Origin of the sequence: Comamonas thiooxydans (assembly GCF_002157685.2) — a bacterium.
GTDB lineage: Bacteria > Pseudomonadota > Gammaproteobacteria > Burkholderiales > Burkholderiaceae_C > Comamonas > Comamonas testosteroni_H.
On the sequence record NZ_AP026738.1, the window covers coordinates 4,537,643 to 4,563,619 of the forward strand.

General features: G+C 63.6%; 23 protein-coding genes and 1 pseudogene. 12 read left to right on the top strand and 12 right to left on the bottom strand.

Annotated features, from left to right (window positions below; genetic code table 11):
- Positions 1-89 precede the first annotated feature (89 nt).
- The 5 genes from CTR2_RS21115 to kynU all read left to right on the top strand — a co-directional run bounded on the left by CTR2_RS21115 (position 90) and on the right by kynU (position 5,271).
- Complete coding sequence (locus tag CTR2_RS21115) at positions 90-716, top strand: LysE family translocator (RefSeq protein ID WP_087081247.1); 627 nt, start codon at positions 90-92, stop codon at positions 714-716.
- 10 nt (positions 717-726) lie between these two features.
- Positions 727-1,527 carry an AraC family transcriptional regulator gene (locus CTR2_RS21120; RefSeq protein ID WP_087081245.1) on the top strand — a complete coding sequence of 267 codons (801 nt, stop codon included), beginning with the start codon at positions 727-729 and terminating at the stop codon, positions 1,525-1,527.
- A 94-nt stretch (positions 1,528-1,621) separates the two neighbouring features.
- Complete coding sequence (locus CTR2_RS21125; protein WP_012839465.1) at positions 1,622-3,001, top strand: amino acid permease; 1,380 nt, start codon at positions 1,622-1,624, stop codon at positions 2,999-3,001.
- Between the two features lie 166 nt (positions 3,002-3,167).
- The gene (gene kynB / locus CTR2_RS21130) at positions 3,168-3,800 is read left to right on the top strand and encodes an arylformamidase (protein WP_087081243.1); all 633 of its coding nucleotides are present in this window, start codon (positions 3,168-3,170) and stop codon (positions 3,798-3,800) included.
- Positions 3,801-3,963: 163 nt separating this feature from the next.
- Entirely contained in the window at positions 3,964-5,271 is a 1,308-nt protein-coding gene (kynU, locus tag CTR2_RS21135) for a kynureninase (RefSeq protein ID WP_087081241.1), read from the top strand.
- A 34-nt stretch (positions 5,272-5,305) separates the two neighbouring features.
- Here the strand turns inward: kynU and CTR2_RS21140 are convergent, their stop codons facing one another.
- Positions 5,306-6,712 (bottom strand): L-lactate permease, encoded by a 1,407-nt coding sequence (locus CTR2_RS21140; RefSeq protein ID WP_087081239.1) that lies wholly within the window; start codon positions 6,710-6,712, stop codon positions 5,306-5,308.
- A gap of 97 nt (positions 6,713-6,809) precedes the next feature.
- Here CTR2_RS21140 and CTR2_RS21145 point away from each other — a divergent pair, with 97 nt between their 5' ends.
- Positions 6,810-7,385 (top strand): helix-turn-helix domain-containing protein, encoded by a 576-nt coding sequence (locus CTR2_RS21145; RefSeq protein ID WP_087081237.1) that lies wholly within the window; start codon positions 6,810-6,812, stop codon positions 7,383-7,385.
- Positions 7,386-7,406: 21 nt separating this feature from the next.
- Here CTR2_RS21145 and CTR2_RS21150 read toward each other — a convergent pair whose 3' ends face one another.
- Complete coding sequence (locus tag CTR2_RS21150; RefSeq protein ID WP_254913232.1) at positions 7,407-8,408, bottom strand: DNA-3-methyladenine glycosylase 2; 1,002 nt, start codon at positions 8,406-8,408, stop codon at positions 7,407-7,409.
- 80 nt (positions 8,409-8,488) lie between these two features.
- Entirely contained in the window at positions 8,489-9,367 is an 879-nt protein-coding gene (gene ada, locus CTR2_RS21155; protein WP_087081235.1) for a bifunctional DNA-binding transcriptional regulator/O6-methylguanine-DNA methyltransferase Ada, read from the bottom strand.
- A gap of 154 nt (positions 9,368-9,521) precedes the next feature.
- Between ada and kynA the strand changes: the two genes are divergently transcribed.
- On the top strand, positions 9,522-10,397 hold the full coding sequence (kynA, locus tag CTR2_RS21160) for a tryptophan 2,3-dioxygenase (protein ID WP_003067178.1): 876 nt from the start codon (positions 9,522-9,524) through the stop codon (positions 10,395-10,397).
- Between the two features lie 114 nt (positions 10,398-10,511).
- Complete coding sequence (locus CTR2_RS21165; protein ID WP_087081233.1) at positions 10,512-11,777, top strand: MFS transporter; 1,266 nt, start codon at positions 10,512-10,514, stop codon at positions 11,775-11,777.
- A 61-nt stretch (positions 11,778-11,838) separates the two neighbouring features.
- On the opposite strand, the gene CTR2_RS21170 is transcribed toward CTR2_RS21165, so the two are convergent.
- The 3 genes from CTR2_RS21170 to CTR2_RS21180 all read right to left on the bottom strand — a co-directional run bounded on the left by CTR2_RS21170 (position 11,839) and on the right by CTR2_RS21180 (position 14,182).
- A complete protein-coding gene (locus tag CTR2_RS21170) occupies positions 11,839-13,029 on the bottom strand; it encodes an FAD-dependent monooxygenase (protein ID WP_087081231.1) in 1,191 nt (396 codons plus the stop codon).
- 122 nt (positions 13,030-13,151) lie between these two features.
- On the bottom strand, positions 13,152-13,442 hold the full coding sequence (locus tag CTR2_RS21175; RefSeq protein ID WP_003052529.1) for an H-NS histone family protein: 291 nt from the start codon (positions 13,440-13,442) through the stop codon (positions 13,152-13,154).
- 422 nt (positions 13,443-13,864) lie between these two features.
- Positions 13,865-14,182, bottom strand: a complete 318-nt coding sequence (locus tag CTR2_RS21180; protein ID WP_254913231.1) for a TlyC — start codon at positions 14,180-14,182, stop codon at positions 13,865-13,867.
- 700 nt (positions 14,183-14,882) lie between these two features.
- Here CTR2_RS21180 and CTR2_RS21185 point away from each other — a divergent pair.
- Positions 14,883-15,737, top strand: a complete 855-nt coding sequence (locus CTR2_RS21185; RefSeq protein WP_087081229.1) for a symmetrical bis(5'-nucleosyl)-tetraphosphatase — start codon at positions 14,883-14,885, stop codon at positions 15,735-15,737.
- 57 nt (positions 15,738-15,794) lie between these two features.
- Here CTR2_RS21185 and CTR2_RS21190 read toward each other — a convergent pair whose 3' ends face one another.
- From CTR2_RS21190 to CTR2_RS21200, 3 genes are all read right to left on the bottom strand, one after another.
- Positions 15,795-17,216 carry a DEAD/DEAH box helicase gene (locus CTR2_RS21190; RefSeq protein WP_087081227.1) on the bottom strand — a complete coding sequence of 474 codons (1,422 nt, stop codon included), beginning with the start codon at positions 17,214-17,216 and terminating at the stop codon, positions 15,795-15,797.
- Positions 17,217-17,427: 211 nt separating this feature from the next.
- Entirely contained in the window at positions 17,428-18,300 is an 873-nt protein-coding gene (gene ypfJ, locus CTR2_RS21195) for a KPN_02809 family neutral zinc metallopeptidase (RefSeq protein WP_087081225.1), read from the bottom strand.
- Positions 18,301-18,443: 143 nt separating this feature from the next.
- Positions 18,444-18,740, bottom strand: a complete 297-nt coding sequence (locus CTR2_RS21200) for a hypothetical protein (RefSeq protein WP_087081223.1) — start codon at positions 18,738-18,740, stop codon at positions 18,444-18,446.
- Between the two features lie 158 nt (positions 18,741-18,898).
- Here CTR2_RS21200 and CTR2_RS21205 point away from each other — a divergent pair.
- From CTR2_RS21205 to nadB, 3 genes and pseudogenes are all read left to right on the top strand, one after another.
- A pseudogene (locus tag CTR2_RS21205) lies at positions 18,899-19,858 on the top strand (delta(1)-pyrroline-2-carboxylate reductase family protein).
- Positions 19,859-20,071: 213 nt separating this feature from the next.
- The gene (gene nadA, locus CTR2_RS21210; protein ID WP_087084475.1) at positions 20,072-21,205 is read left to right on the top strand and encodes a quinolinate synthase NadA; all 1,134 of its coding nucleotides are present in this window, start codon (positions 20,072-20,074) and stop codon (positions 21,203-21,205) included.
- A gap of 15 nt (positions 21,206-21,220) precedes the next feature.
- Positions 21,221-22,747 carry an L-aspartate oxidase gene (gene nadB, locus CTR2_RS21215; RefSeq protein WP_087081221.1) on the top strand — a complete coding sequence of 509 codons (1,527 nt, stop codon included), beginning with the start codon at positions 21,221-21,223 and terminating at the stop codon, positions 22,745-22,747.
- A gap of 76 nt (positions 22,748-22,823) precedes the next feature.
- Here nadB and dcd read toward each other — a convergent pair whose 3' ends face one another.
- The 3 genes from dcd to CTR2_RS21230 all read right to left on the bottom strand — a co-directional run bounded on the left by dcd (position 22,824) and on the right by CTR2_RS21230 (position 25,886).
- Positions 22,824-23,390, bottom strand: coding sequence for a dCTP deaminase (gene dcd / locus CTR2_RS21220; protein ID WP_003052512.1), 567 nt, complete (start codon positions 23,388-23,390; stop codon positions 22,824-22,826).
- A 63-nt stretch (positions 23,391-23,453) separates the two neighbouring features.
- Entirely contained in the window at positions 23,454-24,746 is a 1,293-nt protein-coding gene (gene guaD, locus CTR2_RS21225) for a guanine deaminase (protein ID WP_087081219.1), read from the bottom strand.
- Positions 24,747-24,989: 243 nt separating this feature from the next.
- Positions 24,990-25,886, bottom strand: coding sequence for a LysR family transcriptional regulator (locus CTR2_RS21230; protein ID WP_087081217.1), 897 nt, complete (start codon positions 25,884-25,886; stop codon positions 24,990-24,992).
- Positions 25,887-25,977 lie beyond the last annotated feature (91 nt).

The following is a 25,977-nucleotide window of genomic DNA, read 5'->3' on the forward strand; positions in this document are numbered from 1 at the left end:
CACTTGTTAACCAAGCAAAGGCGCAATTTTGTTCAATACCTGGAAAAGCCCAGGACTCAGACTGGCGACCTCTTGTTTCAGGTTTGTCCATGCTTTCTTCTGTTCTGGCCATGGCCGGATTTGCACTCGCCGGCGCCATCACGCCAGGGCCGGTGAACGTGCTGGCCCTGCGCCATGGCAACGGCCGCGCTGCAGCCGCCTTCTGCTACGTGCTTGGCGCCAGCGTCAGCTATGCCGTCATCGTCTGGCTGATGGGCCAGAGCGGGCAATGGCTGCTCAAGCAGCCCGAGCTGCTGCGCTGGGCGCCGCGTGTCTGTGCTCTCTATCTGCTCTGGCTGGCCTGGCAGCTGGCCAAGGAGCCCGGGGCCCATGGGCTGGCGGCCAGGGAGAGCGCCCCCGCCTCACTGCCGGCCGGTCCGGGCGGAGCGTTCGTGCAAGGCATTGCCATTCAAAGCCTCAACCCCAAGGCCTGGCTGGTGGCGCTTTCGGGCATCGGCATGTTTGTCGCCCCGCTGGCCGCGCAGCAGGTCTCGCTGCCAACCGCCTTGCTGCTGTTTTGCGCCGTCTCCTTGCTGGCCTGCCTGCTAGGCGTTGGCTGCTGGGCCGCGCTGGGCCACGCACTGACCCGGTGGCTGAGCACGCCCCTGCGCCAACGGCGGCTGAACCAGGCCCTGGCCATGGTGCTGGTGACAAGCGTGGTCAGCATGCTGGCATGATGAGGCCGTCATGCCAGCCCCCAGTCACCATTTCCACCGCCACCCGGCCCTGCCCTGGGCCGAGCTGCGCATCAGCCGCCAATCCTGCTACAGCTACCGGCTGCATGCACACGCGCAGTACTCCATAGGCATCGTGGATGAGGGCGAGACCCTGTTTCTGCATGACGATGGCCCCGAAACATTGAGTGCTGGCAGCGTGGTGCTGATCGAGCCCGGCCACTGGCATGCCTGCAACCCCGAGACATTGCAGCCCTGGTCTTACCGCATGCTGTTCGTGCAGGCCGACTGGGTTCATGAGCGGCTCGGCGTCGGTGCCCTGCGCTTTGCACGGCGCGCGCTGCACAAGCCAGAAATCTCGCGCTGGGCAGACCGTCTCTGCCAGCCGCTTGCCGGCAGCGCCACGGATGCGCAGTTGCGGCAGCACGAGCAATCGCTGACGGATTTTCTGCATCGACTGGGCTGCGCCGCCACGGACCCGGGCACACCGGGTCACCCGCCCGATGCCGTCCTGCCTGCGCTGCAGCACCTGCACCGCAACCCCGAAGACGAAACCAGCGTCCAGGCCCTGGCCCTGCGCTGCGGCATGAGCCCCAGCCGTTTCATCCGCCGCTTCAGGGCCGTCACCGGCGTCACGCCCGGGGCCTACCGCCTCAACCTGCGCCTCAATGGCGTGCGCCACCTGCTAGCCAAGGGCGAGCCCCTGGCCTCGGTCGCTCACCAGATGGGCTTTGCCGACCAGGCTCATATGCAGCGCGCCTTCAAGGCCCATCATGCGCTGACGCCCGGCAACTACGCCGGCACGCAGCGCTGAGCCGGCGCGGTCAGGGACATTCACCCCCACGCCGCCGCAGCCGGTCATTCGCGGGATACTTGCCGCTTCGATTTTTCGCACGCGCAAGTCAGCAATGGCCAACTTTGACAGTATTCAGCAACGCGAGACAGGCTTGCAGCAGCACCTGAACTCGGCCCAGATGACCATGATCGCCATCGGTGGCGCCATCGGTACCGGCCTCTTCATGGGCAGCGCCTTCGCCATCGGCTTTGCCGGCCCCAGCGTGCTCATCAGCTACGCCATAGGCGCCTTCATCGGCCTGCTGCTCATGGGCTGCCTGGCCGAGATGACCGTGGCCCACCCCACCTCGGGCTCCTTCGGCGCCTACGCCGAGCACTACATCAGTCCGCTGGCCGGCTTTGTGGTGCGCTATGCCTACTGGGGCGCCGTGGTGCTGGCCGTGGGCATGGAGGTCACCGCCGTGGGCAAATACATGGCCTACTGGTTCCCCACGGTGGACCCATGGATCTGGGTGGCGCTGTTCTCGGTCCTGCTGGCCGCCGTCAACGCCACCAGCGTCAAGGCCTTCGGCCAGGTCGAGTACTGGTTCTCCATGGTCAAGGTGATTGCCATCGTGGCCTTCATCCTGATCGCTGCTTATGTGGTCTTCGGCACCCGTCCCGAGGGCGTGGGTTTCGACAACTACTTTGTCGATGGCGGCTTCTTCCCCAACGGCTGGTGGGGCACCTGGGTGGGCGTGATCGTGGCCATCTTCAGCTATCTGAGCCTGGAATCCATTGCCATTGCTGCCGGCGAAGCCCAGAACCCCAAGCAGGCCGTGACCCGCGCCTTCCGCACCACGGTGCTGCGCCTGGTGCTGTTCTATCTGCTGTCGCTGGCACTGATGCTGGCCGTCGTACCCTGGAGCCATGCGGGCACGGACAAGAGCCCCTTCGTCAAGGTGATGGAGATTTTGCAGATCCCCGGCGCGGCCGCGGCACTCAACTTCGTGGTGCTGCTGGCCTCGCTGTCGGCCATGAACAGCCAGCTCTACGTCACATCGCGCATGATGTTCAGCCTCTCGCGCGGCGGCTATGCCCCCAAGGGCCTGAGCAAGCTCAGCAAAAGCGGCGTGCCGCTGGGTGCGATTGCCGTCTCCTGCCTGGGCATGGCCGTGGCCATGGTGCTCAACGTTCTCAAGCCTGAGCAGTCGCTGGAGCTGATGATGTCGATCGCCATGTTCGGCGCCATGTTTGCCTGGTTCATGGTGTTCGTGACCCATCTGTTCTTCCGCCCGCGCTGGCAGCGCGAACACCCGGGCCAGAAGCTGGAGTTCCGCATGTGGGGCTTTCCAGTGCTGACCCTGGTCGGCGCCTTGCTGATGGCGGGCGTGATCGTCACCACGCTGTTTACCAAGGAATTCCACACCACCGTGCTGGTGGGCGTGCCGTTTCTGATCGTGCTGGTACTGGTCTATGCTCTTTGGTATAGGAAAAAGAAGGTCACCCCCTGAGCGGCTTTGCCTAGGCGGCCCCGCCGCTTCCCCCTCTCTCTGCGCGCTGCGCGCTACGGGAGGGGGACGACACCATCGCTGCGGGGCGGCCCTTGCTCGGTGTCTTTGGCATAGGCTGCGCTACTTGTCACGCTCCCGCTGAAATACACATATTGCTAGTTGCACCATGACACGCCAGATCTGGGATATTTCTCCTGCCATCCATCCTGCCGCACCGGTGTTTCCGGGCGACACGCCCTATAGCCAGGAATGGGTGGCCAGCATTGGCCCGGGCTGCCCGGTCAATGTCAGCGCCATTCATCTTTCGCCCCATGTAGGCGCGCATGCCGATGCGCCGCTGCACTACGATGCGCAGGGCGCGGCCATTGGCGCCGTCGATCTCGATGCCTTTCTCGGCCCCTGCCGGGTGATCCACGCCATAGGCTGCGGGCCCTTGATCGAATGGCGTCACATAGCGCACGCCATCGATGCCGGCCTGCCCGCGCGCGTGCTGGTGCGCACCTACGAGAAAGCGCCCACCGGCTGGGATGCCGACCTCGCCGCCTATGCCCCCGAGACCGTGCAAAAGCTGGCCGACCTGGGCGTCAAGCTGATCGGCATAGACACTGCCAGCATAGACCCCGCCAGCAGCAAGAGCCTGGACAGCCATATGGTGATCCGCCAGCGCGGCCTGCGCGTGCTCGAGAACCTGGTGCTCGACGCAGTGAGCGAAGGCGACTATGAGCTGATCGCTCTGCCGCTCAAGCTCACCGAAGCCGATGCCTCGCCGGTGCGTGCCGTGTTGCGCAGCCTGCTCTGAAGCGCTTGGCGCAAAGAAACCGATGTCCTCGCTGCGAGGCGGCCGGGCCGCCCCGGTCTCGGACACAATGGGCGAATCCGAGTCCAGTCATATTTGAATCAGAACCGGCTCTGACGTAGACACAATCATCGTCAGTAGCTATCAAAACGAGAGAAGGAAGACAATGACCACTTTGCAAGACTGCCAGGCTCTGGACGCCCAGGACCCGCTGCGCGCGCTGCGCGAGCGCTTTGCCCTGCCCCAGGGTGTGATCTACCTGGACGGCAATTCCCTGGGCGCCCAGCCCAAGGCCGCCGCCGCGCGCGTGGCCGAAGTGGTGACGCAGGAATGGGGCCAGGACCTCATCACCTCCTGGAACAAGGCCGGCTGGATCACGCTGCCCGAGCGCCTTGGCAACCAGTTCGCTGCCTGGCTGGGCGCGGGCCAGGGCGAGCTGGTGTTCACCGACACCACTTCCATCAATCTCTACAAGGTGTTGAGCGCTGCCGCCCGCATCGCCCGCGAAGATGCGCCCGGCCGCAAAAAACTGATCAGCGAGCGCAGCAACTTCCCCACCGATCTCTATATCGCCCAGTCCGTCTGCCAGGAATACGGCCTGGAGCTGGTGCTGCTCGAGCCCGAGGAAATCGCCGGTGCGCTGCAGACCGATGTGGCGATCTCCATGCTCACCCATGTCAACTACCGCACGGGCGCCATGCACGATATGGCAGCCGTCACGGCCGCCGCCCACGCCCAGGGCATTCTCTGCGTCTGGGATCTGTGCCACAGCGCAGGTGCCGTGCCCGTGGACCTTAAGGGCGCCGATGCCGACTTTGCCGTGGGCTGCAGCTACAAATACCTCAACGGCGGCCCCGGCGCGCCGGCCTTTGTCTGGGCGCATCCGCGCCTGATCAACCGCTTCTGGCAGCCGCTGTCGGGCTGGTTCGGCCACGCCGAGCCTTTCAAGTTCGTGCCCGACTACCACCCCGCCCAGGGCATCCAGCGCTATCTCTGCGGCACCCAGCCCATGATCAGCATGAGCGTGCTGCAGTGCGGCATCGACATCTACACCGAGGCCGAGGCTTTCGGAGGCATGGCCGCGCTGCGCAAGAAATCGCTGGCGCTGACCGATCTGTTCATCCAGCTCGTGGAAGAGCGCTGCCAGGGCCACGGCCTGGGTCTGGCGACACCGCGCGAGCATGCGGCACGCGGCTCCCAGGTCTGCCTGACCCGGGAAGAAGGTCTGGGCGTGAATGGCCAGGGCAGCGGCGCTTACGCCATTGTCCAGGCGCTGATTGCACGCGGCGTGATCGGCGACTTCCGCAAGGGCGACGGCGGCACAGGCAAGCACAAGGACATTCTGCGTTTCGGCTTCACACCGCTGTATGTGGGCTTTGCCGATGTGTGGAATGCCGTCGAGCATCTGCGTCAGGTGCTGGAATCGGGCGAATGGCAACGGCCCGAGTTCAATACCGTACACGCCGTGACCTGAGGCAGGCACCGGGGGCGGGCCGGGCGACCTCCAATCAGGCCCGCGCCCAGCTCCAATTGAGCACGCCCATCAGCGCCACGGCGACCAGGGCCAGCATCAGCACGCTTTGCTGCACCCAGCGCCGCTGGGCAGCACCTTGCGCCAGCAGTTGCACCGCCATCTCCACCTTGCCGGGCGAAGCCATGAGCAGCAGCGAGGCACTGACGTTGTGCACGGCCATGAATGGCAGCAGCGGCGCGCCCAGCGCATGGGCTATCTCGGCCTGCGTGGCCGCGAACATGGCATTGGCCCCGGTATTGGAGCCGGTCACGAAGCCACCCAGCGCTCCCACAAAGGGTGCGGCCAGCAGATACAGCGACCCGCTGCGGGCCAGTGCCTGCGCCAGTTGCGCGGCCATGCCCGAAACCGCCATCAGCACGCCCAGCACAATGAACAGCGCTGTGACCGGCGCCACCTGCAGCCAGGAGCGCCAGACCTTTGCCAGCGATGGGCGCGCCGGCCGGCCTCGCGTGAAAAAAACCGCTGCCACCAGCAGCCACAGCCCCGGCGAGGCCAGCCCATGCCAGGCAGCGGGCAGATCCAGGGTGCGCAGCAGCGCTGCGGCCGCCAGCACGCCGCCCAGCAGCAGCGCATAGGCGGCCAGCGCACGCCGCCCCGGCGCGCTCAGGGACGGCTTGTCCGCGTCCGCCCGCGACACGCGCAGGCGCAGCAGATGCCAGCCCACCACCACCAAGGCACCGAGCGCTCCCGCGGGCGCCGTGCCGGCCAGGGTATTCATCAAGGCTACGGCCGCCGTCAGCGACAGACCCGACAGCAGGCCCTGCAGCAGAGCCGGCCAGCGACGCCCCGGCGCACTCGCCAGAGCCGCCGCCATGCCGGTGATGACAAACGGAATCACGCTGACCAGGGCCGAAGCCTGACCCAGCTCCTTGAACGGCAGACCCGCCATGGTGGCCGCCACCAGCGTCCCCGGCCCCATGGAGCCCCAGGGCACGGCGCAAAGGCCCAGCAGGCCGATAAGCACCACCTTGCGCGGCGACAGCCCGAAGTGCGCGAGCAGCGGTATGCCTATGGTCACGCCCACGCCAAAGCCGGTGACCGACTCGGCAAACGGCGTGATGCCATGCACCACCAGCAGCACGGCGCCCGTGCCGCTGCCGGCCCTGGCCAGCAGCCAGTCGGCCAGGGCCTTCTGCGCCCCTGACTCGCGCAGCACCTCGGACAGCAGCAGCCCGCCGGCCACGATCAACAGCACTTCCAGCAACACCGGCGCCCAGTGCATGCAGGCGGCCAGCCATGTTGAAGCGGGCTGCGCAAACGCCAGGGCAATCACCAGCAGCGCCACCGCCACGCCCAGCGCTGCGGCATGCAGCGAGCGCCAGCCCGCCAGCAGGACGGCGATGACGGTGGCCACGGGCAAGGCACTGATAAACATGTACATTGCATTCATCCTCGAAAAATAATTTCCTATACGCAAAATTATTTTCTCATAGGAAAATTTTCAACACAAGAACAGACGCCATGACAAGGAGCCAGGCTTGAACTCCACCACCGCATCGCAGGCATCGGAGCAGGATGTGCTTTTCGGCGCCGCCGTCCGCGCGCGCCGCGCCCAGTTGGGCATCACACTGGATCAGCTGGCCCAGGCCAGCGGCGTTTCACCGGGCGCGCTGTCGCGCGTGGAGCGCGGTCTGCTGGCCACCAGCCTGCGCAATGCCATGGCGATTGCACAAGGTCTGGGCTGCGAGCTGGGCGAGTTGGTGCAAAGCGCGCCCAGCGCGCAGATCACGCGCGCCGGCGAGAACCTGCGCTTTGTCGACGAGGCCAGCGGCGTGGAGCGCCTGGCCCTGGCCAGCCCCAGCGCGGGTGTGAACCTCGTGCAATACCGCTTTCCGCCGCATGCGGTCTCCAGCCATTTCGCGGCCCATCGCGCAGGCACACGCGAGGTCTTTCATGTGCTGGAAGGCAGCATCGAAGTCTTCACCGCCCAGGAGCAGGTGCTGCTGCATGCGGGCGACACGGCCACGCTGGTGGTGGACAGCGAGCACCGCCTGGCCAATGCCTCGGGCCAGCCCGCACGCCTGCTGCTGCTGGTGCTGTCGCCCCCGCTCTGAAGCGCTGCCGCCTGTCGCCTCTCAATAGGCGCTGTCGGCCAGCGAGGCCCAGAGGTGCGCGGCCACCAACGCGCGCCAGGGCTTGAACTGTTCCAGCCAGTCGCTGGCGGCACGCGCATCGGGTTTGTCGCCACCCGTGAGCAGGCCTATGGCCCGGCGCACCGCCACATCGCCGTGCAAGCTGCCGTCGGGCCAGCCATAGCCGCGCAGCAAGGTGTAATTCACCGTCCACGGACCGATGCCCTTGACCGCCAGCAATTGCGCCGAGGCAGCGGCCACATCCTCCTCGGCCCAGCGCCCGGCGGCGCTGCGGGCGGCCCAGTCGTCCAGCGGCAACCGGCCTTCGGCAACGGCCTGGGCCACGGCCAGCAGGGTCTGGGCCTTGGCCTGGGAAAAGCCCGCACCGCGCAGCGTGTCCAGCCCCAAGGCTGCCACGCGCTGTGCATCGGGATAGGCGTGCAGGGCCGGCATGTCCCCTTCTTGCGCCAGCGGCTCGCCCGCCAGCGCTATCAGCTTGCGCCGCAGCGAAACGGCCACGGCCACCGTGATCTGCTGGCCGGTGATGGCCCAGGTCAGCGCCTCGAAGGGTGTGGGCGAGCCGGGCACATGCAGGCCGGCCTGGCGCGACAGCAGCACTCCCAGCTCGGGGTGATCGCCATGCGCCAGCTCCAATTGGCCAGGCGCGTAGATCAGCCCCAGCATGCGTTTCACCATGGCTTGCAGCGCTGCCAGGTCTGCCTCGGCCGGCTCTGCGTGCGCTGCATGCAAGCGGGCCTGCACCTGTCCGGTCTGCCATTGCAGCTGCAGCAAGGCGGGGTTGCGCTTCCACATGATGGCCTTGTGCAGGCTGTGCGCAACGGCATCGACCCGCTCGGCCAGTTGCTGCTCGTCGCGATCATGGAAATGCACGAATTCGTCGAAGCGGTAACGCGCGGGCAGGGCAATGGAGACTTCAAGCAGCATGCGGTTTTCTATCACAGGGGCGGCGCCGTAGTGCGTCTGTGCTTCATTCGTGAAATTCATAGCTGCTGTCGCTCGTCAATCAATGATTTCAGATAGATATCCATTCAGAAACATTGAAGAAAATGCGATGACAGCTCTCTTTAAGAGAGCTTGAGTTGGGCCTGCTGGGCCTCGCGCAGCAGCAGCGCACGCTTGCGCTCCACGCCCCAGCGATAGCCCGAGATGCTGCCATCGTTGCGCAGCACACGATGACAGGGCACGGCCACGGCAATCGGATTGGCCGCCACCGCGCTGGCCACGGCCCGCGTGGCGCTTGGCTGGCCCAGTTGCCTGGCCAGTTCGCTGTAGCTGACGGTCTGGCCGGCCGGAATGCTCTGCAGCGCCTGCCACACGCGCTGCTGAAACGCCGTACCCTGAATATCCAGCGGCAGGGCCAGCCCCACCCGAGGCTGCTCCATCAGGGCCACCACCTGGGCCACGGTCTGTTCATATTGCGCATCGGCTCCGATCAGCTGCGCCGCCGCAAAACGCTGCTGCAGATCATCCACCAGCGCATGGGGATCATCGCCCAGCAGCACGCAGCACACGCCCTTGTCGGTGCTGGCCACCAGCAGGCTGCCCAGCGAGCACTCGGCCAGGGCAAAGCGGATGCGCTGGTCCTGGCCGCGCCTGCGGTAGGACTGCGGCGCCATGCCCAGCATGGCCGGTGCGTCCTTGTAGAAGCTGCTGCTGGCTTCATAGCCACTCAGATAGGCCGCATCGGTGACCGACTCGCTGGCCTCCTGCGCCAGCGCGGCACGCACATGCCTGCCTCGATGGGCCTTGGCATAGGCCTTGGGCGTGAGCCCCGTGGTGCGCTTGAAGTTGCGGTGCAACTGCCAGGGACTGAGTCCCAGCCGCTGCGCCAGTTCCTCCAGCGCGGGCATGGGCTCTTCGCTCTCCAGCCAGCGGCAGCACTGGATCATGCGCTCATCTGTTTGCGAATTTGCAGCGGCGGTGGAAGGCAGAGGACTGGGCATGGCTTGATCTCGGCTGAGTGCGTTTTCTGTCATCGGTCTGTGACTGGCCCGACTTTACGCAAAGCGATGGCAGCATGCATCCACGTTCTTGCAGGCTTTGTGTGCCCGGATTCGGTTACGCTGCGCGCACTGACCTATCAAAGATGATTTGACCATGACGAATGAATCCTCCGGTTGCCCCCTGCATGGCGGCGCAGCCATCGTCCGCGACGAGAAAGCCCAGCTCGACTTCAGCCGTGACATGAGCTATGGCGACTATCTGCATCTGGACCAGATTCTCACGGCCCAGCATCCGCTGTCGCCCGCCCATGACGAGATGCTCTTCATCGTGCAGCACCAGACCAGCGAGCTGTGGATGAAGCTGATGCTGCACGAGGTGCGCGCGGCTACGGCAGCCATTGCCAATGCCTCTGGCGAGACCAAGCCCGATGCCTTCAAGATGCTGGCGCGTGTCTCGCGCATCATGGAGCAGCTGGTCAGCGCCTGGACCGTGCTGTCCACCATGACACCGCCCGAATATTCGGCCATGCGCCCCTATCTGGCCAACTCCAGCGGCTTCCAGAGCTACCAGTACCGCTGCATCGAGTTTGCCCTGGGCAACAAGAATGCGGCCATGCTCCAGCCCCACGCCCACCGCAGCGATCTGCTGGCCCAGGTGCAGGCCGCCTACGAATCGCCATCGCTGTACGACGTGGCCCTGCAATTGCTGGCCCGCGAAGGCATCGCCGTGCCTGCCGACCGCCTGCAGCGCGACTGGACCCAGCCCTATGAGGCCAGCGAGGGCGTGAAACAGGCATGGATCACCGTCTACCGCGATCCGCACAAGTATTGGGATCTGTACCAGTTGGGCGAGAAGCTGGCCGATATCGAAGATGCCTTCCGTCTCTGGCGCTTCCGCCACCTGACCACGGTGGAGCGCGTCATCGGCTTCAAGCGCGGCACGGGTGGCACCGGCGGTGTGAGCTATCTCAAGAAGATGCTGGACGTGGTGCTGTTCCCTGAAATCTGGAGCCTGCGCACCGAGCTGTAGGCCGGCCATCAAGACCATCGCCATTCAGGCTGCCCCTGCTGCTCTTTCGTGACAGCGCGGGCAGCCTGAATTATTTAGGCTCCGTGCAAAACCTAACATCGCAACAAATTGCCCATGTCTTCCGATCACAGCGCCGCCGAGGCTGCGCCGAACGCCAGCCCCAAGCCCGACTCTTCCGCCTGGGCCATGCTGGTCTGTCTGCTCACGGGCTTTGCACTGAGCCAGGCCTTCAGAACCGTCACCTCCATCATCGCCGACGGTCTGCGCACGGACTTCGGCCTGTCCGCACAATCGCTTGGCTCGTTTGCCGGGCTGTTTGCACTGTCCTTCGGCGTGGCCCAGCTGCTCATGGGCATAGGCATGGATATCTACGGCCTGCGCCGCACCGTGCTGCTGGCCTTTCCCCTGTCGATTGCGGGGGCTGCTCTATCCGCACTGGCACCCAGCTATTCCTGGCTGATGCTGGGCCAGCTGCTGATCGGCGTGGGCTGCTCGCCCGCCTTTCTGGCCAGCACCATGTTCATCGCGCGCCACTTTCCGGCCGATAAATTTGCCTACCTCTCGGGCATAGGCCTTGGCCTGGGCGGGCTGGGCCTGCTGTTTACCGGCACGCCCATGGCCTGGCTGGTGCAGCACATGGGCTGGCGCGCCGGCTTTGCGCTGCTGGCGGTGCTGAGTGCGCTGTCCTGGCTGCTGATTTTCTTCAAGGTGCACGAGCCCGAGCTTCCTGGGGACTCCCAGCCCAAGCCCGGCTTCATGCAGGCACTGCAAGGTTTTGGCAGCCTGCTGCTGCTGCCCCATACCTGGGGCATTGTGCTGCTGGGCATGGTCAGCTATGCCTCGTTTCTCACCGTGCGCGGCCTCTGGCTCAGTCCAATGCTGATGGACCGCTACCAGTTTTCATTGGTCACGACCGGCAATGTGGCCCTGGCCTGCTCCGTCATTTCGCTGTTTGTGCCTTCCATGTTCGGCCGGCTGGACCCTGGTCCGGCCAGGCGTCGCCAGCGCATTGCACGCTTTGCGCTGCTCATGGCTGCCGTTTTTGTAGCCCTGGCCCTGCTCCACCAATCCGTAGGCAGCGTGCTGCTGCTGCTGGTCATGAGTGTGCTTTCAGGCTACGGCACGCTGATCTATGCCGATGTGCGCTCCTCCTACCCACCCGCCACGACTGGACGCGCACTGTCCATCTTCACCATGGCCATGTTTCTCGGAGCCGCGCTCATGCAGTGGCTGTCCGGGCTGGTCGCAGGCGTTGCGGAACGCCAGAATGCCGACATCTATCAGGCCGTGATGCTGATGATTGCCGCCATGCTGGGCAGCGGTGTGCTGGCGTACCAGCTCATCAAGCCTTCGCCATTGCTGCACAAGGCCAGCAACTGAAGCAGTCTATCTGCCAGGCAGGCACCGGCGCGAAAACCATTCCGGCTATGGCAACCGGTTGCTAGAGCGCGCCCTCATAGAGCCAGGGCACATCCATGATGCGCCCGCCCAGGGCGCGCAGCGACAGATCGCGCCCCCAGCGAATAGGCCCTGTCGCATGGAAGATCCGGCCATTGCGCAGCGAGCGTTCCTGCACCTTGGCATTGCGCTGCCAGCGATTCAGCGCATAGCGGCGCAGCCGCAGACTGACATCCAGATCATGCATGGACAGAGCGCTCTGCAACTCGGCTGCATCCTCGATGGCCATGCCCGCCCCCTGCGCCAGATAGGGACGCATGGGATGGGCCGCATCGCCCAGCAGGGCTACAAGGCCCTGCGCCATCTGGGTCCCTGACGATACCGGCTGCCGGTCGGCCACCGGCCACAAACGCCATTCACCACCCACATCGGGAACATGTTGAACCAGATCCTGCAGGTAAGCGCATGCGCCCTGAAGATGCTGCAGCAGATCGGGCAGATTGGCCGAGTGATCCCAGTTGTCCAGATCCTCGGGGGCCGGCCCCTGCACAATGACCACCAGATTCTGCAGCTCGCCGCGGCGCACGGGGTACTGAATGGCGTGCAGCTGCGGGCCCAGCCACGCCGTGACCTCGCTGGTGCGCAAGCGCTTGGGCAGATTGGCCTGATGCACCAGGGCACGGTAGGCCAATTGTCCGGTCACGCGCGGCGGGCCATCACCCAGCATCTGTGCGCGCACAGCACTGCGCACGCCATCAGCACCGATCAGGGCATCGCCCTCGATGAGCTTGCCGGTACTGGTTCGAATGGTGACCACACCGTCCTGCTGGCTATAGCTGCTGACGAACTGGTCGAGGTTGAGGTGAGCCTCTGGCAGAGCCTGCAAGGCCTCCAGCAGAATCTGGTGCAGGTCGGCGCGATGAATGGTCAGGTAGCTGGCGCCATAGCGCTGCACCATATCTGCGCCCAGGGGCAATCGCCCCAGCTCCTGCCCCGTCACGGCACTGCAGGCTCGCAAGGACGAAGGGCAGGCCACGACCTGCTGCAACGATCGCTGCAGCCCCCATGCCTGAAGACAGCGCACCACATTGGGTCCCAGCTGAATACCGGCTCCGACTTCGGAAAACTGCGCTGCACGCTCGAACAGGCGCACGTCCCAGTCAGCCCGCACCGCCGCAATGGCAGCTGCCAGACCGCCAATACCGCCACCCGCAATCAACACCTGCTTGTTCATGGACTCTTATTGTGCCGCTTAGTCGCCAGCTTCGAAGAGAACTCTTGTTTGCGCTGCCGCAAACCTTGCAGCCATGAAAAAAGCCCGCCAAGGCGGGCTCTTTCAACGTGCGCAAAAGCAGATCAAATAGCGAACTTTTCGCGATCCTGGTCTGCAATCCACTTTGGCGGCTTGCCACGACCGGTCCAAGTCTGACCCGTAGCAGGATCACGATACTTGGGGGCCACCTTGGCGCCCGCATTGGCGGAAGAGCGCGCGCGAGCGGGAGGGAAAACATCTTCAGCAGTCAAGCCGTACTCGGCAATCAGGCCGCGAACCTTGCTCACAGCTTCAGCCAGTTCACGCGAACGGGCTTCGTTGATTTGCTGTTCCAGCTCTTCTCTCTGCTTCAGGAGTTCCTTGTAAGTGCTCATGATTTGCGCTTCTTGGTTGATTAAAGTGGACTCATTATAAATGCCGGAATTTCAAATTCATGATTTTCCGAGTAAGCAAAAACCACAATTCAGAATATTTATAAAATGCAACTACGTGTTAATAAATAGCTATTCAGCCTCAGGAGCTGCCAATATCCTGTCGATACGCTTTCGTCCAAATCGATCACCGCGAATATCCAGCCACCGCACAAGACCTTCTCGCCCAGAACGGGCAAATGGCGGCTTTGGCAAGGAATAAACCGGCCGGCGTGTTATGGCTGCCCCCCAGCCTTCATCTGGCAATACTCAAATAGTCAGCCTGGCCTTCAATCCTGAATAGGCACCGGACCCTTGAGCAGTCGGAATCCGTCTTCTCTGCGAGTTGCCCAGGCCTCAGCCTCCTCCAGCTCTCTGGCACTGACTTAGAGCCAACCATGCGGTTTCGTGATGCCCTGCTCCGCCCCATATTCCTCGACGACAAACACCCCGCTCCCTGCATTGGCACGCAACCGATCCGGCCGCCTCATCTCGCACCAAGTCTCAGGCAAAAATTTCAAAGCCAGCGCCTGCTCTTCCTGCAGGTCCTGTGATTTCTCAGCGACCAGCGGCCTATTGGGCACGCCGATGATGCCCTGCATCTCGTCCAGCGAGCTGCGGCGTGCAGCAACCAGGAATGTCTTCCCTGCTCTCCATCCGGGCAACAGCCAGGCACAGGCTTGCAGAACCTGATGCATCGCCATTTCGCCATCCAGACAATACATATCGGCGTAAACAACATTGAATACGTCACATAAATATCGTCTAAATGAAATACGTTTACGCCGCCTAGTGTTCATGCACCTCCATCAAACCTGGCTGGCGCCCTCGCACCAAACCAGCTGCGATTTCTTCCTCGGTCATTGCTGCACAGGCGAACTCACTAATCCGCAACAAAGTCAATATGACATGCGTTGGAAATGACAACAAACGCACAAAGGACTTTGCGATAGATGCAACCCAGGCCATGGAGCGCCTTGCCATGCCGAAACCAACTCTGAATAGGGCTTACCGATAGGCTTTTGAGCCGGCCCTCCAAAGATAATCGTTATAAATGTAATAGCAGTTACGACGATAGTCGCTGCCGAAATGGTTGCTATCTTTTCCAATATTCCCGGAGATATCAGCCAAACGGCCAATCCATCGCTGATCGCAACCCCAGCCAAATACCGTTGAGCGTCCGATGGAGGCAATTCCAGACTGCACGAAAGACAGAAACGGTGTGGACTCTCAAGCAACTCCAGCACAGCTTGGGCATCCTTGCTCACGAGCTTTGTCAAAGCCGGCAATCCTGCCCGGCAACCGGAAGGCCACTGCCAGTTTCGACATTACAAACACCCCGTTAAGCAGTGTCAGCAATGCAAACAGCAGAAAATCCCTGACTCGTCCATCAGAAAGAAGACCATGGCACTTTACTGTATCGGAGACATCCAGGGCTGCGATGACGCTTTCGAGCGTTTACTGCAAACTGTGGATTTTTCCGCAAGTCGGGACACACTTTACGTGCTCGGCGACCTTGTCAATCGCGGCCCAAAATCCGCCGAGGTATTGCGCCGCTGCATGCAGGGCGGCGATGCCATTCGCCCTCTGCTCGGCAATCACGACCTGCACCTGCTGGCCGCAGCCCGGGGCCTTCGCCGTCAAAGCAAGCGCGACACTCTGGCCCAGGTTCTGAGCGCACCCGATTGCGATGCCCTGCTGCACTGGCTGCGCCAGCAGCCTCTGGCTCGCCTGCACACCAATGCGCTGGGTGAAAACCTTCTCATGGTGCATGCCGGCGTACTTCCTCAATGGGGTGTGCAGGATGCCGTGGCCTTGAGCATCGAAGTTCAGGCCGTGCTTCAGCATGCCGACCATGCACGCTTTTTGCAGAATATGTATGGCAACCAGCCCGATCGCTGGTCCGCCGACCTGCAAGGCGATGACAGACTGCGCTGCATCGTCAACGCCTTTACCCGTCTGCGTTTTTGCAGTGCCGACGGCGTCATGGATTTTGAGAGCGCGGAATCCGCCGACCACGCACCCGAAGGACTGATGCCCTGGTTCGATGTGCCGGGCCGGCTCACTGCAGATACACCCATGGCTGTCGGTCACTGGTCCACCCTGGGCCATGTCAACCGGCCCGATCTGATGGCCATGGATACCGGCTGCGTCTGGGGCGGCTGTCTCAGCATGATGAGAATCGGCGAGCGCATGGACGAGCGAGAGCTGATACAGCTGCAGTGCCCGCAGGCCCAGGTACCCGGCGCCAAGGGATAGACCAAAGAAAAACGCCTGCATGCGGCAGGCGTTTTTCCGGGTGATCGGTCACCGTGATCAGGAAGCCACTACAGGCGCTCTGAACAAGGCAGCGACCTTGCGCTTGGGCTTGACGCTCACGCTCTTGACCGGGGCGACATGCTTGCTGTCCCAGGATGCGGTCTCGGCCGCGCTGCTGGCCTCATAGGGCTTGTCAAAGAAGGGATCCACGTTGACAGGGCGCTGGGCCATGCGCGATGGACGATGCGCATAGCCGCCACGGGGCGCTGCATCGAACTCGCGCTCGCGACGCGGACGATATTCCTCATCGCTGCGGCTGCGGCGTGCCGGACGGAAGTCCTGCATGGGCGCGGGTTCGACTTCGATCTTCTTCTTGGTGAGCTTTTCGATGTCGGCCACATTGCGGCTGTCATGGTCGGTCACCAGCGTCACGGCCAGACCCGATGCGCCTGCGCGGCCGGTACGGCCGATGCGGTGCACATAGTCTTCGGCGTTGAAAGGCACGTCGTAGTTGAAGACTGCGGGCACATCCTTGATGTCCAGACCGCGCGCGGCCACATCGGTACAGACCAGCAGATCCACCTCGCCGGCCTTGAAGGCTTCCAGTGCCTTCAGGCGCTCGTCCTGGCTCTTGTCTCCATGCAGTGCGGCGGCACGCAGACCGTCACGCTCCAGGGCACGCGTCAGACGCGCACAACCCAGCTTGCTGTTGGAGAAGATGAAGGCCTGGCGAATGTCGCGCTCCTTGAGCACGGAACGAATCGCATACCGCTTGTCGTCATCCGTGACCTTGTAGAAGCGCTGCTCCACGGTAGACGCAGTCTCGTTGGGACGAGCCACCTCGATGGTCACGGGATCCTGCAGATAACTGCCGGCCAGACGCTTGATCTCGGGCGAGAACGTGGCCGAGAACAGCAGCGTGGTGCGGCTCTTGGGCAGATAGGAGAGGATGCGCTGCAGATCGGGCAGAAAGCCGATATCCAGCATGCGGTCGGCCTCGTCCAGCACCACATACTCCACCTGATTGAGCACCACATTCTTGGCCTCGATGTGGTCCAGCAGACGACCGGGCGTGGCCACCAGCACCTCGACGCCTTTTTTCAGCTCGATGGTCTGGGGCTTCATATCCATGCCACCAAACACCACGGTGCTGCGCAGCTTGGTGTGCTTGGCGTACAGGGCAATCTGTTGTGCCACCTGGTCGGCCAGCTCACGCGTGGGCAGCAGCACCAGGGCGCGCACCGGATGGCGGGCAGGCGATGCCGAGGCGTTTTCATGGCGCATCAGGCGCTGCAGCAGGGGCAGGGAGAAAGCCGCCGTCTTGCCTGTGCCGGTCTGGGCTGCGCCCATGACGTCCTTGCCGGTCAATACCACCGGAATGGCCTGCGCCTGAATCGGAGTCATGGACTCATAGCCCATGTCGGCCACTGCGCGTGCCAGGGGCTCAGCCAAGTGAAGATTGGAGAAAGAGCTTGTCATTGAGGGCGTTATTGTCGCACCGAGTGGGTTTTTCGCGTTGGCTTTGTGATTTTCTGCAGATGAAAAGCCTTCGCCCCCTCTGTTTTCACGCGTAAAAAGCCTTGCCAATATCCCGTGCAATCTATCGGGATAACCCGGATTTTCACATTCTGCCGCCCCAAAAACAAAGGCGTGTGACAGTGCACACGCCTGACTCAAGCCAGCTTGTGGCTCAAAGCGACTGAGCGGCGAAGGTATCGCAGGCCTTGACGCTGCCGGTCTTGTAGCCCTGGGTGAACCAGCGCACACGCTGGGCGCTGGAGCCATGGGTAAAGCTGTCAGGACGCACCGTGCCCGTGGCTTCGCGCTGCAGCTTGTCGTCGCCGATCTGCTGTGCAGCATTCATCGCCGACTCGATATCGCCCTGCTCCAGCCAGTTCTTGGCCTGCTGCGACTTGTTGGCCCAGATGCCGGCCAAGCAGTCGGCCTGCAGCTCCAGGCGCACGGACATGGCATTTTGCTCGCGTTCGCTGACACGGCCACGCATGCTGTCCACCTTGCCAGAGATGCCGAGCAGGTTCTGCACATGATGGCCCACTTCATGGGCAACCACATAGGCGCGCGCGAACTCACCGGGAGCACCAAGCTGACGGCTCATGGTGTTGAAGAAGTCCATGTCCAGATAGACCTTGTAGTCACCTGGGCAGTAAAACGGCCCCATGGCCGACTGCCCCGTGCCGCAGGCCGTGCGCGTCACGCCGGTGAACAGCACCAGCTTGGGGTTCTGATACTGAGCACCGCCTTCACGGAAGATCTGAGTCCAGACATCCTCGGTAGAAGCCAGCACCGTGGAGACAAACTTGGCCCCCTGGTCATCGCCAGCCGGGCGATGCGCTGGAGCCTGCTGCACCTGGGGGGAGCCACCACCGGAGAGAACGCCAATCGTGGTCAGCGGGTTGATGCCGAACACGCCCCAGCCAATCAGCGCCAGCACCACGGTGCCGATGCCGATGCTGCGACCACCAATGGGAAAACCACCGCCACCACCACCGTCTCCACGGCGATCCTCGACGTTGTCCGACTCGCGGTTACCTTCCCATCTCATGGTGCTTACTCCTTAGCTGTGTTGCACGCGGCCTGCGCCGGGTGGCGATATTAAGGGCTGTGGCTCCGAATGCAGGTATCAAGCTGTGCTTTTGCCACCTCAGTCAAGCTGCAGCGCAGCATTGTTGACGTTTGGCCTGTTGTTCAGCGGCCGACAGGCGTGGACTGAGGCTGGTTGCGGGCTACCTGCTCCTCCACCACATCGACCATGCTCAGAAACAGAAAGGCCACTGCCAGCAGGCCCACCACCGCCAGGACGGCCGATGCCCAGAGCTTGGCCGAAGAGGATTTGCGCGGTGCTGCCGCCTGCTGCTGGGTCGGCTCGTAGCTCGCAGCCGAGCCGCCATCCCGCCAGACCGGCTCGACATGACCACGGCTGGAAGGCGCTTGTGTCCAGGTAGGGTCCTTGCGTTGCCCGGAGCGGGGAGAAAAGCCAAACATGTGTACGACAAAATCGATGGATAAGACAGTGGCTATTGTGCGCGCTGGCAGCCTTCGCCAGAAGCGTTCGTGCTGCGACATTCTGTCGGTCAACGCCGGGCCGGGCTTGCAATTCTGTAAGCTCAGAGGCTTGTCCGCTGCCCCCCATACGACTGCCCATGAATGCCCAGACCCAGCCCTCGACAGCGTCTCTGGACGCCCGCGCCACTGCCGCACTGCTGCCATGGTCCGCCCTGGCCGATGAGATCGAAGCACTTTTGCGCCAGTTGCAAAACAGTTGCAGTGTCTCGGTTCCGCCACGCATCGTCATGCCGACGGCGGCGGGCAATTGCCTGTTCTGCATGCCGGCCACCGATGGCTAGGTGGTCATGACCAAGCTCATCAGTTTCACGCCAGGCAATGCCCGGATGGGCAGGCCTACCATTCAGGGCGATATCGTGGTTTTTGATGCAGCGACCGGAGTGCGTCAACTGATTCTGGACGGCCCCACCGTCACGGCCAGACGCACCGCAGCCGTATCGTTGCTGGCAGCGCGCCGCCTGGCCCCCAGGCCTCAAGGCGCGCTGCTCATCGTCGGCGCCGGCGTGCAGGGCAGCGCCCATCTGCAGGCTTTTTCCCAGGGCCTTGGCACGCAGGAGGTCTGGATTCACTCGCGCAGTGCCAGCAGCGCGCAGCGGCTTGCAGACGAGGCCCGCGACCTGGGTCTGCATGCGCGCATCACCGACGACCTGGAGGAGGCCGCCCAGCACTGCCCGCTGATTGTGACCTGCACGCCCGCGCAGGCCGTGGTGCTGCATGAGGCCGCAAGACCCGATGCCTTTGTCTGCGCTGTCGGCGCCTTCACGCCGCAAATGGTGGAGCTGGATCCCGAGTTGTGCCGGCGCTTTCTGCATCAGGGCCAGATCGTCGTCGACACCGCCGATGCTGCGCACGAAGCCGGCGACCTGCTCCAGGCCGGCATCGAGGTCGACACCCTGCCCACGCTGGCCACCGTGGTGCATCAGGACTGGTCGCGCTCCACGAAGCCTGTACTCTTCAAATCCTGCGGCTGGGGCGGCTGGGATCTGGCTGCCACCCGCCTGGCCCTGCGCCAGCACCTGCTCAGGCAGCACGCCTGAACATCCTCCATTTGCTCATTTTTCAGAAGCATCAAGTCATTGATGAATAAGCGATCCATCCACTCTCTGGATTGCCATCCCGAGCACTGACTGCGCTGAAAAGCGACGCCATCCAGCCTAATTTGTCTCCCTGGTGACAAATTCAAAAAAAGCGGTTTTAATAATACTCATATTGAGTATAAATATTTAACAGCACAACTCAGGATGGAGACGATGACGATCAGAACCGTGGAATTCGACCAGCCCGCACCGGGCAGCAGCAGCCAGTGCAGCACAGGCCAGGCCTGGGCCAGGGTGCTGCCGCAGCAGGACCGCCAGCAGCAGCGCGAGACGGCGCAGCGCATCAAGGCTCTTCTCAAGGAACGCAATGCCGTCATGGTTGCCCACTACTATGTGGACGGTGCGCTGCAGGATCTGGCACGCGATACCGGCGGCTGCGTGGGCGACTCGCTGGAGATGGCGCGCTTTGGTGCCAACCATCCCGCCAAGACCCTGATCGTGGCCGGCGTGCGCTTCATGGGCGAGACCGCAAAAATCCTCAGCCCCGAGAAGACCGTGCTCATGCCCGACGGCGATGCCACCTGCTCGCTGGACCTGGGCTGCCCGGCCGACGAGTTCAGCCGCTTCTGCGACGCCCATCCCGACCGCACCGTGGTCGTCTATGCCAACACCAGCGCTGCCGTGAAGGCCCGGGCCGACTGGGTGGTCACCTCGTCGGTAGGACAGGACATCGTGGCCGCCCTGCACGCGCGTGGCGAGAAAATCCTCTGGGCACCCGACCGCCATCTGGGCAGCCACATCCAGCAACAAACCGGCGCCGACATGCTGCTGTGGCAGGGCAGTTGCGTGGTCCATGACGAATTCAAGGCCGACGAGCTGCAGGCCCTGGCCCATGCCCACCCCGAGGCCGCGATTCTGGTTCACCCCGAATCGCCGGCCGCCGTCACTGCGCTGGCCGATGTGGTGGGCTCCACCACTCAGCTGATTGCCGCCGTGGGCAAACTGCCCACCAACACCTTCATCGTGGCCACCGATCAAGGCATTCTTCACGACATGCGCCAGCGCTATCCGGGCAAGCACTTTCTGGCTGCCCCGACGGCTGGCACGGGTGGCAGCTGCAAAAGCTGTGCCTTCTGCCCCTGGATGGCCATGAACAGCCTGCCGGGCGTGGAGCGGACCCTGCTGCAAGGCAGCGGTGCCATCGAGCTTGACACGATGCTGGGCCTGGCCGCCCGCAGGCCCATACAGCGCATGCTGGATTTTGCCGCTGCCCAGCGCCAGCCGGTACGCGCCAGCGGCGAGCTGGAACGCGACGCGGCCCTGTTCCAGAACTTCGGTCCGGCCTGAGAAAGGACAAGCACCATGCCCCAATCTCAGACTTGCAGCGATGTGCTCATCATCGGCTCTGGACTGGCCGGCCTGACGCTGGCGCTCAGCCTGCCCAGCACACTGCGCATCACCGTGCTCAGCAAAAGCCGTGCCGACGAATGCGCCAGCGCCTGGGCCCAAGGCGGGGTTGCCGCCGTGCTGGATCCCGCCGACAGCCTGGAAGCCCATGTTCAGGACACGCTGATCGCCGGTGCCGGCCTCTGCGACGAAGGCGCCGTGCGCCGCATCCTGGAGCAAGGCCCCCAGGCTATCGCCTGGCTACAGACCCTGGGTGTGCCCTTCAGCACCGATGCAGACGGCCGCCTGCACCTGACGCGCGAAGGCGGCCACAGCGCGCGGCGCATTGTGCATGCGGCCGACCGCACCGGGCAGGCCGTGCACCAGACCTTGCTGCAGGCCTGCCGGCGTCTGAAGCACATCACCTTGCTGCAGCATTGCACCGCCATGGAACTGCTGCAGGACGTGCAGCAGCGCTGCGTGGGCGCCAGCGTGCGCAATGCCGATGGCCAGCAGCAGCCAATGCTGGCCAGTCATACCGTGCTGGCCACGGGCGGCATGGGCCAGATCTACCCCAGCACCACCAATCCGGCCACGGCGACCGGCGACGGCATTGCCATGGCCTGGCGTGCGGGCTGTGTCGTGCGCGACCTGGAGTTCATGCAGTTCCACCCCACGGCCTTGCAAGTGGGCGGCCGGTCCGTGGGCCTGGTCTCGGAAGCGCTGCGCGGTGAAGGAGCCCTGTTGTGCCTGCCTGACCGCGATGGCCGACCCGGCGAGCGCTTCATGCTGCGCCACGACCCGCGCGCCGAGCTGGCACCGCGCGACATCGTGGCCCGCGCCATCGATGGCGAGATGCGTGCACATCAACTACCCCATGTGCTGCTGGACATCACACACCGCAGCCGTGACTGGCTGGAGCAGCATTTCCCCGGCGTCATGGCTCTGTGCGCGGCGCACGGCATAGACATTGCCACCCAGCCCATCCCTGTGGCTCCCTGTGCCCACTATGCCTGCGGCGGCGTGCAGGCCCATGTAGACGGCCGCACTGCCGTAGCCGGGCTATGGGCGATTGGCGAGGTTGCCCGTACCGGCCTGCATGGCGCCAACCGCCTGGCCAGCAATTCGCTGCTGGAGTGCGTGGTCATGGGCAGGTCTGCCGCGCTGCGCATGGCCGAGCAGTCCCTGCACAAGCCCGCGGCCGTCCAAGGCAGGCAGCGCAAGCCCGGCAAGAACCTGAGCGCTGAAAGCCAGCAGGAGATGCGCCAGTCGCTGCAGCAGCTCATGCTGCACAACGTGGGCATTGTGCGCAGCAACCACAGCCTGATTGCAGCGGCCAAGCAACTGGTGCTGTGGCGTGCCCAATGGCGCGGTGCCGACCCAGCCCTGCGCAACCAGCTGGCCCTGTGCAGCCTGATGGTCGACGCGGCACTGCAGCGCCACGCCAGCGTTGGCGCGCACTGCAATCTGGATTGGCCGGCCCTCGAAGCGGCAGCCGCCTGATCTCGCCCAGCAGCCTCCCTGGAAAGCAAAAAGCCCGCTGTATCCGCAGCGGGCTTTTTTGGCGAAGCAACAGGCCTCAGGCCTTGGGCAGGGTCACGCCATGCTGGCCCTGGTACTTGCCGTTGCGGTCCTTGTAGCTGACTTCGCATTGCTCGTCGCCCTGGAAGAACAGCACCTGGGCGCAGCCTTCGCCTGCATAGATCTTGGCCGGCAGCGGCGTGGTGTTGGAGAACTCCAGCGTCACATAGCCTTCCCACTCGGGCTCGAAGGGCGTCACGTTGACGATGATGCCGCAGCGCGCATAAGTGCTCTTGCCCAGGCAGACGGTCAGCACGTCGCGCGGGATGCGGAAATACTCCACCGTGCGGGCCAGTGCAAAGCTGTTGGGCGGGATGATGCAATAGTCACCCTCGAAGTCGACAAAGCTCTTCTCGTCAAAGTTCTTGGGGTCCACCACCGTGCTGTGGATATTCGTGAAGACCTTGAATTCGCGGGCGCAGCGGATGTCGTAGCCGTAGCTCGAGGTACCGTAGCTGATGATCTTCTTGCCGTCGACCTGGCGCACCTGGCCAGGCTCGAAAGGCTCGATCATGCCGTGCTGCTCCGCCATCTGACGGATCCATTTGTCGCTCTTGATGCTCATTAGAAATCCTGTATCGCTTGATTTTTCATAGCGTTGTGCGCTCACAAATCAAGCGCAAGACCGCTATTTTGCTTGAGAAACAATGGTTTGCTCAATCAGGCGGTCATCTCCGAGGATGATCATGGCAAACAGCAGCTCGTCCAGATTGCGCGCCTGGGCCGTCTTGCGCGCCAGCAACGGCGTGCAGCCGGGGTTGATGACGACCAGGTCGGCCTCGCAGCCGGGCTGCAGATTGCCGATCACGCCCTGCAGGCCCAAGGCTCGCGCAGCGCCTGCCGTGTGCTGCCACCACAGGTTTTGCGGCGACAGGCTCTGGCCCTGCTTGGCATGGCCCTCGCGCCCCACCACATAGGCGGCCTGCATGGTGCGAAACGGCGAGAAGCTCATGCCGCCGCCCACATCGCTGGCCAGCCCGTAAAGCATGCCCGCCTGGTCGGCCTTGAGGTAGTCGAAATAGCCGCTGGCCAGAAACTGGTTGCTGGTCGGACTGATGGCCGCCGCCGAACGCGTGTCGTGCATGAGCTGGCGATCGGTTTCATCGAGCCAGATGCTGTGCGCATAGACGGCGCGCTCGCGCATCAGGCCAAAGTCGTCGTAGACCGCCAGATAGCTGCGCGCGGCAGGGAACAGCTCCTTGACCCAGGCAATCTCGTCGAGGTTCTCGGCCACATGGGACTGGATCCAGACATCGCCATACCTGGCTGCCAGCTCGCCCGCACCGCGCAGCTGCTCGGGCGTGCTGGTGGGCGCAAAGCGCGGCGTGATCGCATAGCCCAGGCGGTCCACGCCATGCCAGCGCTGGATCAGGGTTTCGGTGTCGATCAGGCCTTGCTCGGTGTCGTCGCGCACGCCGTCGGGGCTGTTGCGGTCCTGCAGCACCTTGCCGGCAATCATGCGCATGCTGCGCTTTTGCGCTGCCGTCATGATGGCGTCCACCGATGCCGGATGCGAGGTTGCGAACGCCAGCGCCGTGGTCACGCCGTTGCGCAGCAGCTCGTTCATGAAGAAATCGGCCACGCCATCGGCATATTCGCGATCATGGAAGCGCGACTCGTGCGGGAAGGTGTAGTTCTCCAGCCAAGGCAGCAGGCCCGGGGCCGGCGCGCCGATCACATCGGTCTGCGGGTAGTGGATATGCAGGTCGACAAAACCCGGTGCCAGCAGCTTGCCGGGCAGGTGAATGACTTGCACACCTTCGCGCTCAAGATACTGGTCGGCCAGCGCCTGCCAGCTGCCCGCAGCCACCACACGCTGCACACCCGCGGCATCGGGAGCAATCGCCAGCAAGGCGTCGGAGTCATAAACCGCTTGGCCGTCATCGGCGAAGCGCAGCAGGGCACTACGATAGATTTTCATGGACCAGAGCTTACGCGCCTGCTCTCGCCTGCGGAACACGGCAGCGCTTATAGAGGCTATACGACTGCACGCAGGCCAGGCCTATCGCTATCGATAACAAAGCTGGTTTCTCTCTCCTGTCATTGAATTCAATACTATTCATGCACCCAATCCAGTATCAGCAAGCGACAGAAGCTAGCATTTTTGCTAGTTCAACAGGTTTGAAACCAGCACTGCAACACCATCCGGCCCGCAGCCGCGTGGCTAGGTGGCGCAGCTTCTGGCAACGGCCAGAAAGGCGCGCACTGCGGGTGAGTTCTCGCGCTCGCGGTAGGCCAGCGCCATGTGCACGTTTTCCTTGAAGTCGCGCAGCGGCCTGAAGGCCACGCCCGGCTGATTGAGCAGGCGGTTCGACTCGGGCAGCACCACAATCCCATACCCGGCAGCCGCCAGGCTGGTCGCCGTGACGAAGTCGTTGACGCGATAGGCCTCGCGGGCCGAAAACCCGGCCGTCTCGGCCAGCCGTGCCAGCACCTCGGCAAAGCCTTCGCTTTCATTGATGAACTGCGGCGCAATAAAGGTCTGGCCGCGCAGATCGGCCACGCTGATGGACTCATGGCGTGCCAGTGGGTGGTTCTCGGCCAGCGCCACCATGAAGGGCTCGCTGTGCACGATGACCGCCTTGACGCCCTCGGGGTAGCGACGGCGCGGCCGCAGCAGCCCGGCATCGATCTCGCCCTGCTGCAGCGCCTGCAACTGGCGCGGCGTCTCCATGGCCAGCACCTGCATGTGCACCTGCTCATGGCCGGGGCGGAACTGCGTGAGCATGCGCGCCAGCACGCCCGAAGTCACGGACGAGGAGATATAGCCCAGCTTGACATGGCCGCTCATGCCCTGGGCCGCCAGCTGCCCGATCTGCTGGGCCCGCTCCATATGGCGCAGCACGGCCACGGCCTCTTCATAGAGCAGCTCGCCCGCATCGGTCAGCGTGATGGGTTTGCGCTTGTTGCGCTGCAGCAGGCGCACGCCCAGTTGCTGCTCCAGCTGCTGCACCTGCACGCTGACGGCGGACTGGGCCACGCCCAGCTTGTCGGCGGCACGAGAGAAGTGCAGCTCCTGGGCCACGGTGACGAAGTGCTCGAGTTGGCGGTAGCTGAGCATGGATTTAATCTGAAATTCTTATCAAAAAATGCGTTTAACCCCGTAGATCGTATCAAACAAGAAGCGTCAAATCAGCCCATTCCTGATTGAA

Bases quoted from the DNA above. Each gene is read 5' to 3' on its own strand.
- CTR2_RS21120 (WP_087081245.1), top strand. From the start codon at position 727: ATGCCAGCCCCCAGTCACCATTTCCACCGCCACCCGGCCCTGCCCTGG.
- ada (WP_087081235.1), bottom strand. From the start codon at position 9,367: ATGCCCAGTCCTCTGCCTTCCACCGCCGCTGCAAATTCGCAAACAGAT.
- kynB (WP_087081243.1), top strand. From the start codon at position 3,168: ATGACACGCCAGATCTGGGATATTTCTCCTGCCATCCATCCTGCCGCA.
- CTR2_RS21150 (WP_254913232.1), bottom strand. From the start codon at position 8,408: ATGAATTTCACGAATGAAGCACAGACGCACTACGGCGCCGCCCCTGTG.
- CTR2_RS21230 (WP_087081217.1), bottom strand. From the start codon at position 25,886: ATGCTCAGCTACCGCCAACTCGAGCACTTCGTCACCGTGGCCCAGGAG.
- kynA (WP_003067178.1), top strand. From the start codon at position 9,522: ATGACGAATGAATCCTCCGGTTGCCCCCTGCATGGCGGCGCAGCCATC.
- CTR2_RS21185 (WP_087081229.1), top strand. From the start codon at position 14,883: ATGGCACTTTACTGTATCGGAGACATCCAGGGCTGCGATGACGCTTTC.
- CTR2_RS21115 (WP_087081247.1), top strand. From the start codon at position 90: ATGCTTTCTTCTGTTCTGGCCATGGCCGGATTTGCACTCGCCGGCGCC.
- CTR2_RS21180 (WP_254913231.1), bottom strand. From the start codon at position 14,182: ATGGCGATGCATCAGGTTCTGCAAGCCTGTGCCTGGCTGTTGCCCGGA.
- guaD (WP_087081219.1), bottom strand. From the start codon at position 24,746: ATGAAAATCTATCGTAGTGCCCTGCTGCGCTTCGCCGATGACGGCCAA.
- nadA (WP_087084475.1), top strand. From the start codon at position 20,072: ATGACGATCAGAACCGTGGAATTCGACCAGCCCGCACCGGGCAGCAGC.
- kynU (WP_087081241.1), top strand. From the start codon at position 3,964: ATGACCACTTTGCAAGACTGCCAGGCTCTGGACGCCCAGGACCCGCTG.
- CTR2_RS21200 (WP_087081223.1), bottom strand. From the start codon at position 18,740: ATGTTTGGCTTTTCTCCCCGCTCCGGGCAACGCAAGGACCCTACCTGG.
- CTR2_RS21140 (WP_087081239.1), bottom strand. From the start codon at position 6,712: ATGTACATGTTTATCAGTGCCTTGCCCGTGGCCACCGTCATCGCCGTC.
- dcd (WP_003052512.1), bottom strand. From the start codon at position 23,390: ATGAGCATCAAGAGCGACAAATGGATCCGTCAGATGGCGGAGCAGCAC.
- CTR2_RS21190 (WP_087081227.1), bottom strand. From the start codon at position 17,216: ATGACAAGCTCTTTCTCCAATCTTCACTTGGCTGAGCCCCTGGCACGC.
- CTR2_RS21125 (WP_012839465.1), top strand. From the start codon at position 1,622: ATGGCCAACTTTGACAGTATTCAGCAACGCGAGACAGGCTTGCAGCAG.
- CTR2_RS21165 (WP_087081233.1), top strand. From the start codon at position 10,512: ATGTCTTCCGATCACAGCGCCGCCGAGGCTGCGCCGAACGCCAGCCCC.
- CTR2_RS21170 (WP_087081231.1), bottom strand. From the start codon at position 13,029: ATGAACAAGCAGGTGTTGATTGCGGGTGGCGGTATTGGCGGTCTGGCA.
- CTR2_RS21175 (WP_003052529.1), bottom strand. From the start codon at position 13,442: ATGAGCACTTACAAGGAACTCCTGAAGCAGAGAGAAGAGCTGGAACAG.
- nadB (WP_087081221.1), top strand. From the start codon at position 21,221: ATGCCCCAATCTCAGACTTGCAGCGATGTGCTCATCATCGGCTCTGGA.
- ypfJ (WP_087081225.1), bottom strand. From the start codon at position 18,300: ATGAGATGGGAAGGTAACCGCGAGTCGGACAACGTCGAGGATCGCCGT.